The organism is Endozoicomonas montiporae CL-33 (assembly GCF_001583435.1).
Classification (GTDB): domain Bacteria; phylum Pseudomonadota; class Gammaproteobacteria; order Pseudomonadales; family Endozoicomonadaceae; genus Endozoicomonas_A; species Endozoicomonas_A montiporae.
This window is the reverse complement of sequence record NZ_CP013251.1, coordinates 658,673-665,000: the sequence shown is the minus strand read 5'-3', so window position 1 is coordinate 665,000 and position 6,328 is coordinate 658,673. Positions and strand designations below refer to the sequence as shown.

The following is a 6,328-nucleotide window of genomic DNA, read 5'->3' as shown; positions in this document are numbered from 1 at the left end:
ATCTCTTTCTGGCATCTGTGATTTTCTTGCTTTTGGGCGCTTGCTCGCAAAAACAAGGGGAACAACGCCCCCAAAAGACGCATCCAGGCCAACAACAAATGAACTCGTCAATATCCACTACAAAAGACCCTGTTCAGATGGGTTTCTGGGTTCCGAACAAAGAGTGGGCAACAGCCAAATATCTGGTACCTCTTCGAGATTCGATTGCCCAGAAAAAGGCTAATAATCAGCTCCCCCCACTGCAACCAGAAGTAGCTGAATTCAAGGACTGGATAACCAGTCATAGCGTTTACCGTATGTGGCTCACATCCATGATTGATGACTCCAATGCTTATGTTCGCTCACTGGATTCTTCAACAAAACAGAAGATAAGGAGCAAAGATGGAAACTTCTTCTGGATTGAGAGCTACGACAGTTTCTTTGAAGTTCTGAACGAAATTATTACAACAACGCCGTCTTTTAACGACACCTTGATGGTAGGCACACCGCTCAACAGCTTTTTAGCGATTGCAATGGGTACAGAGTCCGGTGTCGCCTTATTCCATGACGCAACATTTAACAAACAGTTCAAAAAAGTTCTGAATACCTGGAATGCTTATCTTAAAAGTAATGAATCACTTGATAAGCTGGACATCAACAATCCTGAAAAGGACGGTTCCTGGATTTCAAAAGAGGCATGGAAAGCTGGAGTCTGGGATCAAATGGTTCATGATAAGACCAAACCAGGCTACGGTTATCACTCATGGAACGCATTTTTCACACGAAAGTTTGTACCTGGTGCACGTCCATTTATGGGAAATGCTGCAACCGATATAAACATTGGTTGCGAGACAGTACCCTGGCAGTATCAGGACAATGTTGCTCTCGAAAGCAAGTTCTGGATCAAAGACGCCCACTATTCCCTGCTCGATCTTTTTGGTGGAGAAAAACAATGGGCTGAGCTATTTGAAGGTGGGCAAATTTACCAGGGATTCTTATCCGCCACACACTATCATCGCTGGAACGCACCTTTAGATGGGGAGCTGGTGAGATCATGGGTGCAACCCGGAACCTATTTTGCGCAACGTATCAAACAAAAAGAAGGCCCTGTTGTCTGGGATGACATGGTCGCACAGCCCTATCTTGGACATGTAGCAGCTCGTGCCATTTTTATCTTTAAGCACAAAACAGCGGGGTATGTCGCGCTGATCTCTATTGGAATGGTTGAAGTGTCTACCACCATTATCGAGCCAGATTTGATCGTCGATGAGGACTCACTGCCCATCAAGATTACACGCGGCACCGAAATCGGCCATTTTGAATTTGGAGGCTCAACACACATAATGGTTTTCCAGAAAGACAAAGTTAAGCTCGTCGATTGGGCAATGAATGCCACCAAACACAGGAATGACCCCAAACCTACACCTCTGGGCAGCACCATTGCTACCGTTATAGCCCAAGACTAATTAAGCAGCAGGCGTAGTTCATCTTGATGAAACTCAGTACAAGCACATTGTATCAAAGCTGATCAAGATGAACCCTACTGAGATACAAATCTATCATTGACGCACCTTCCTGAAAGACATACGAAAACTTAGTAAAAGCAACACTATTATCAGATAGAAGACTGATTCCGAATAATCACTCCTGACCAGCCAGAGGTAATGTATGACTGCCAGTATTGCAGCTGCGTAAACAAGCCGGTGAAGCTTTGACCAGTTCCGGCCGAGCCTGCGCATCATCCCCTTTGTTGAAGTAATACCGAGTGCCACAAGAATAATGGCAGACAGAGCACCCACAATAATATAAGGCCGCCGGTAGAGATCTTCGAGAAGCGTCAGCCATTGCCACCCCAGCATAAAAGCCAGATACGACAGCACATGCAGCATCGCATAAAACAGTGCAAACAGTCCCAGCATACGACGAAACCTTATCAACTTCGAAATGCCTGTTAATTGTCGTAACGGTGAAACAGACAGTGTCAGACAAAGGAAGCAAAGCGACCATTCGCCCAACTCTCTGGTTAATGTGTTGCCCGGGTCAGGCCCCAGCTGATGGGTGGTCGCAGCGTATACAACAAGCACCAGAGGCATTAGAGCGGCAGGGAAAAGTACTCCCTTCGTTTTGACAATCCAGTCCATGGAATATTCTTATTAACTGGAGTTACGCACCCTCTACGAATCATCAAGATTTCCGAACGAGGTCATTGCTCTGTAGCCCTGATTCCTTCCTTTAAGGTGCGTAACATCAGTTATTAAAGCTGGAAACAGACAGCATAACAGACGACTTAAAGGCTGCCATCATCACTTAACATTGACCGATAAAAATCAACGACAGAATCCGACTGCATAGCAAAGTTCTCGCTATACAACTCTTTAATGGCCGTTAACTGGTCAGCCGCAAGCTGCTGCTGTTCAGACAAGTTGAAGCTGTCCATATTCCAGTCACTGAAACCCCGCTCTGGTAACTCTTCATCGACAATACGAACCACTTCTTTATGTCTCGGATCAGCCGTCACCACTTTCATTAGCCCTTCCAGATCAGGCTGCTCGCCTTCAATGATCTGCAAAAACTGCTGGTTGTGATAAAACAGCAAGCCGGTAATGTTGAGTGATGGATTATTCTTTTTTGCGGTCTCGGTGATGGTGCTCAGATCTCTGCCTATCTGAGAGGTTTCACCCGTATAACGACTGGTATAGATGATAAGGTGCATTCCCTGTTCCCTGTATTTTTTACTTCCCTGCTAAAAACAACGACATACAGAATTAATATAAAGGGACAAACCCAAAAACACAAAATGCTCTACAGATAACGTTTTGCCAGTTCTTTGATTTTCGTCTCAGCTTCTTTCAGCACCTCGTCTCCCAGCGCAGTCGTCTGGTACATTTTACGTATACGCCCATCGACGTTTTTTTCAGCGAATGTCAACAAATCATCCGACACCATGCGTTTCAGCAAAGGGTATAGCGTTCCGGGGCTCAGGGTATAACCATGACTCTGCAGGTGTTCAATCAACCAGGAGCCATACAGTTCACCTTTGCTGGCGTGCCTGAGAATGTGAATCTGGATAAACCCTGAAAAGAGTTTGCTGATGACCTTGTTTTTTCTTTCCGAACTCATTATCGTAAACCGATATCGTTAATCGATATTTATTTTATGGAATGAGGCTCATCTGTCAAGAACGATAACACCATGATCAAGCTGGAAGGTTTAGACATAGTCCGCGGCGGCAATCCTGTTATAAGGAATAGCAGCCTTACGGTTGAAAAAGGCCAGTCTGTTGCACTGCAGGGCCCGTCCGGCTGTGGTAAGAGCACATTACTGAAAACACTGGTCGGTGGCTGCGAATGGCAATCAGGTCACTATCTGTTTAACGATAAACCGGTAACACCAGATTCCATTCAGGCCGTTCGCTTAAAAACCGGTTATATCGGTCAGGAAAGTGCTTTAATGGGCACTACGGTATTAGAGGCTCTGCAACGCCCCTTTTCCTTCAGAGCTTTCAGAAATAAAACGTTTCCGGAGCAAACCCTCTATCGGTTAATGAACCGCTTTCTTCTGTCCAGAAACCTGCTGAATCATCACCCCTCGGCACTGTCGGGTGGGCAGAAGCAGAGATTTGCCATTATCCGTGTGCTATTGCTTGACCCTGAACTCATTATCGCTGATGAACCAACATCAGCTCTGGATGCAGAAAGCCGTGATAACGTGATTGAGGAATTACTCGGAACAGGCCGAACTGTCATCTCGACCTCTCACGATCAGCACTGGCTCGACCGGTGCGAACGAATCGTCCTGATGGACAATGGTCAGGTTATTGGAGATAAGCAACATGTCGTCTGTCATTGATATCAGCCTGAGTCACCTGCTTTTATTCAGCGCTTTTTTGCTGGTTCCAGCCTACCTGTTATACCGCTGGCAGCTGATTGAACTGAGCAAAAGCACCCTGATCAGTGTCGTACGAATGACGGCACAACTCATGCTGGTTGGTCTGTATCTAAAGTATTTGTTTGAGTTGAATCATCTATGGCTGAATATTGCCTGGTTGCTGGTGATGATTACCGTTGCCAATATCAGCATCGTGAAAGGTGCAGGACTGAGGCTGGCTCGATTTTTCTGGGTCACTCAAGTCAGTTTGATGACGGCTATCATAACCGTCTGCCTTATGTTTCTGTTGATTCTGGTGCAGCCTGAACCCTTTCTGGATGCCCGCTATCTGATCCCCATCGCCGGTATGTTGCTGGGCAACTGTCTGCAAGGCAATATTCGCGCTCTGGAAACTTTTTATACAGACCTGCGTCGGGAAGAAGCCAACTACCATTCCGACCTGCTGCTCGGAGCGACAGTGTCTGAAGCCGTTCAGCCGTTCTTTCGGCGAGCCGTCAGAACATCTATGACACCGATTGTGGGTACAATGGCAACGCTGGGCATTGTATCTCTGCCGGGAATGATGACTGGTCAGATACTGGGTGGAGCACTGCCTCTGATCGCGGCGAAGTATCAAATTGCCATCATGGTTGCCATTTATCTGTCCATGATCTGTGCGATCAGTCTGAACCTTCGACTCAGCTTGCGCTCGGCTTTCACTGCATCCGGCTTACTGCGTGAAGATATTTTTTTAACGGAAGCGGATTAGCACAGGGTGTATTCCCGCTCAACTCTGGCTATACGAATCCTGAAATCATCAAACAGGGCAGCTTTGCCCTCGTTCTGACACATCTCATGCTTCATGGCTGCTTTCCAGCGGCCTATAGCCTCTTCATTTTCCCAGAATGACAAACTGCAGATTTTGCCATCAGTGACCACACTGGAGAAACGTTCCGCTGATATAAATCCTTCATAGTTCACTAACTCTTCACGCAGCATCGCTCCGAGCTTAAGGTATTCGTCCTGACAGCCTTTCTTTATCTGTACTTCAAAAATAACGGCATACATAACGAGGCATGTGTCCTTTAAACAACAGGTTAATAGAAAACAACCGTTGTTTTACAGGAACCTGTAAAAACAGAGTAGTTCTCATTGCGCCAAAAACTATTGATCATCAGCCATGGGAGAATCAGTAGAACCGCTGTAAATCCATACCTTTATAAAGATGAGCTACTTCATCGCCATAACCATTAAACATCAGTGTATCCATCCGGTTGGGTGAAAGCAGCGTTGCGGGCAGGCGTCGTTCGGATGCCTGACTCCAGCGCGGGTGACTGACATCAGGGTTCACATTGGCAAAAAAGCCGTATTCTCTGGGTGCCGACAGCGCCCAGGTGGTATTCGGCATTGTCTCGGTAAAACGAATTTTAACGATCGATTTAATACTTTTAAAACCATACTTCCAGGGCACGACCAATCGAAGAGGCGCTCCGTTCTGCGGTGGCAGTGTTTTGCCATAAACACCTATCGCCATAAACGACAATGGATTCATGGATTCGTCCATTCTCAAGCCTTCAACATAAGGATACTCAATAGAGCTGAAACGGGACTTTTGCCCGGGCATCTGTTCGGGATCATACAGTGTCGTAAACTCTACAAACTTTGCCTTTGAGGTGGGCTGAAAACGTTTGGGTAGTGGGCCAGAACTGTTATATCGCGTGAATATTGACCCCAAACTCAACTTTATTAATCAATAATCCAATAACAATATCGTGCATCTTTTCGAGCTTTGAAAAACAAATTGTCTTTCTGGCCAACCGTTTAATCCAAGTCCGAAAATTAAGGTTTTTACGCTCTATCTTCTGAGTGTTTGCTTTACCAATAATATGCATGTTTTCATCAAGGTGTCGCTCATAGGCTCCCCAATCATCGGTGTAAAATTTATTAATACCAAATGGCTTCAGAAGTGTTTTGAGTTCTTTAAAAACTTCATCTTTCCGTTTTCCGAAAACATAAGCAAGCACGGTATTTGTAGCGTGATCAACAGCATACCAAAGCCAGCGTTGGTTCGATTTATCATGAACATACGACCACTGCTCATCTAGCTCAGCCTCTTGGCAGACAAGCCCTACATGAATAATTGCATCTGACTTGAGATCAATAGTTTGAATATTTGGGTTGACCTTTACCAGACCGCTTTCTTTTTTTTTAGAGTCTTTATTACTGTTGTCTTGCTTATTCCGAGTACTTTACTTGTATCCCTGATTCCGCTGCCATTTATTGCCATATCGATGATTTTTTCTTTAACGCCAGGCTCACAGGCCTTGTAGCGATATTCAAGCATGAAGGTTTTGATTTCACATTTGTCATTACAGCAATAGTATCGTGGAACATCATGAGTGCTGTATCCGAAAGGCCGAACTTGGTTACTGCCACATGTTGTACAGAGGACTTGCGTAAGGCACATTTTTAAACCGCATTT

General features: G+C 45.4%; 8 protein-coding genes and 1 pseudogene (1 of these 9 only partly in view). 3 read left to right on the top strand and 6 right to left on the bottom strand.

Annotated elements, in window-relative coordinates; translation table 11 throughout:
• Positions 1 to 1,445 carry the 3' portion of a phosphatidylserine decarboxylase family protein gene (locus EZMO1_RS02980; RefSeq protein ID WP_201772251.1) on the top strand. The gene continues 22 nt to the left of window position 1, outside the view, so 1,445 of the gene's 1,467 nt are visible here — the last part of the coding sequence; its start codon lies off the left edge, out of view; it ends in the stop codon at positions 1,443 to 1,445.
• A gap of 93 nt (positions 1,446 to 1,538) precedes the next feature.
• On the opposite strand, the gene EZMO1_RS02975 is transcribed toward EZMO1_RS02980, so the two are convergent.
• The 3 genes from EZMO1_RS02975 to EZMO1_RS02965 form a co-directional block, all read right to left on the bottom strand.
• The gene (locus EZMO1_RS02975) at positions 1,539 to 2,072 is read right to left on the bottom strand and encodes a protein-methionine-sulfoxide reductase heme-binding subunit MsrQ (RefSeq protein WP_244886725.1); all 534 of its coding nucleotides are present in this window, start codon (positions 2,070 to 2,072) and stop codon (positions 1,539 to 1,541) included.
• Positions 2,073 to 2,266: 194 nt separating this feature from the next.
• Positions 2,267 to 2,692 carry a BLUF domain-containing protein gene (locus EZMO1_RS02970; protein WP_051790713.1) on the bottom strand — a complete coding sequence of 142 codons (426 nt, stop codon included), beginning with the start codon at positions 2,690 to 2,692 and terminating at the stop codon, positions 2,267 to 2,269.
• Between the two features lie 89 nt (positions 2,693 to 2,781).
• Positions 2,782 to 3,099: a PadR family transcriptional regulator gene (locus EZMO1_RS02965; protein ID WP_034879567.1), complete on the bottom strand. Its 318-nt coding sequence runs from the start codon at positions 3,097 to 3,099 to the stop codon at positions 2,782 to 2,784.
• Between the two features lie 72 nt (positions 3,100 to 3,171).
• Between EZMO1_RS02965 and EZMO1_RS02960 the strand changes: the two genes are divergently transcribed.
• Both EZMO1_RS02960 and EZMO1_RS02955 read left to right on the top strand, forming a co-directional pair.
• The gene (locus EZMO1_RS02960; RefSeq protein ID WP_034879565.1) at positions 3,172 to 3,828 is read left to right on the top strand and encodes an ABC transporter ATP-binding protein; all 657 of its coding nucleotides are present in this window, start codon (positions 3,172 to 3,174) and stop codon (positions 3,826 to 3,828) included.
• Positions 3,812 to 4,615 (top strand): ABC transporter permease, encoded by an 804-nt coding sequence (locus EZMO1_RS02955; RefSeq protein WP_034879563.1) that lies wholly within the window; start codon positions 3,812 to 3,814, stop codon positions 4,613 to 4,615. The genes EZMO1_RS02960 and EZMO1_RS02955 overlap by 17 nt, the downstream gene beginning before the upstream one ends.
• On the opposite strand, the gene EZMO1_RS02950 is transcribed toward EZMO1_RS02955, so the two are convergent.
• The 3 genes and pseudogenes from EZMO1_RS02950 to EZMO1_RS27960 form a co-directional block, all read right to left on the bottom strand.
• Positions 4,612 to 4,914 (bottom strand): antibiotic biosynthesis monooxygenase family protein, encoded by a 303-nt coding sequence (locus tag EZMO1_RS02950; protein ID WP_034879561.1) that lies wholly within the window; start codon positions 4,912 to 4,914, stop codon positions 4,612 to 4,614. The genes EZMO1_RS02955 and EZMO1_RS02950 overlap by 4 nt on opposite strands.
• 121 nt (positions 4,915 to 5,035) lie before the next feature.
• Positions 5,036 to 5,536 (bottom strand): annotated as a pseudogene (gene msrP, locus EZMO1_RS02945) (protein-methionine-sulfoxide reductase catalytic subunit MsrP); the annotation flags it as partial.
• A 19-nt stretch (positions 5,537 to 5,555) separates the two neighbouring features.
• Positions 5,556 to 6,313, bottom strand: a protein-coding gene (locus EZMO1_RS27960) for an IS1 family transposase (RefSeq protein ID WP_420809906.1) whose coding sequence is annotated in 2 segments (ribosomal slippage) — positions 5,556 to 6,046 and positions 6,046 to 6,313 — 759 coding nt in all. Because the reading frame shifts where the segments join, the coding sequence is not laid out codon by codon here.
• Positions 6,314 to 6,328: the final 15 nt, after the last annotated feature.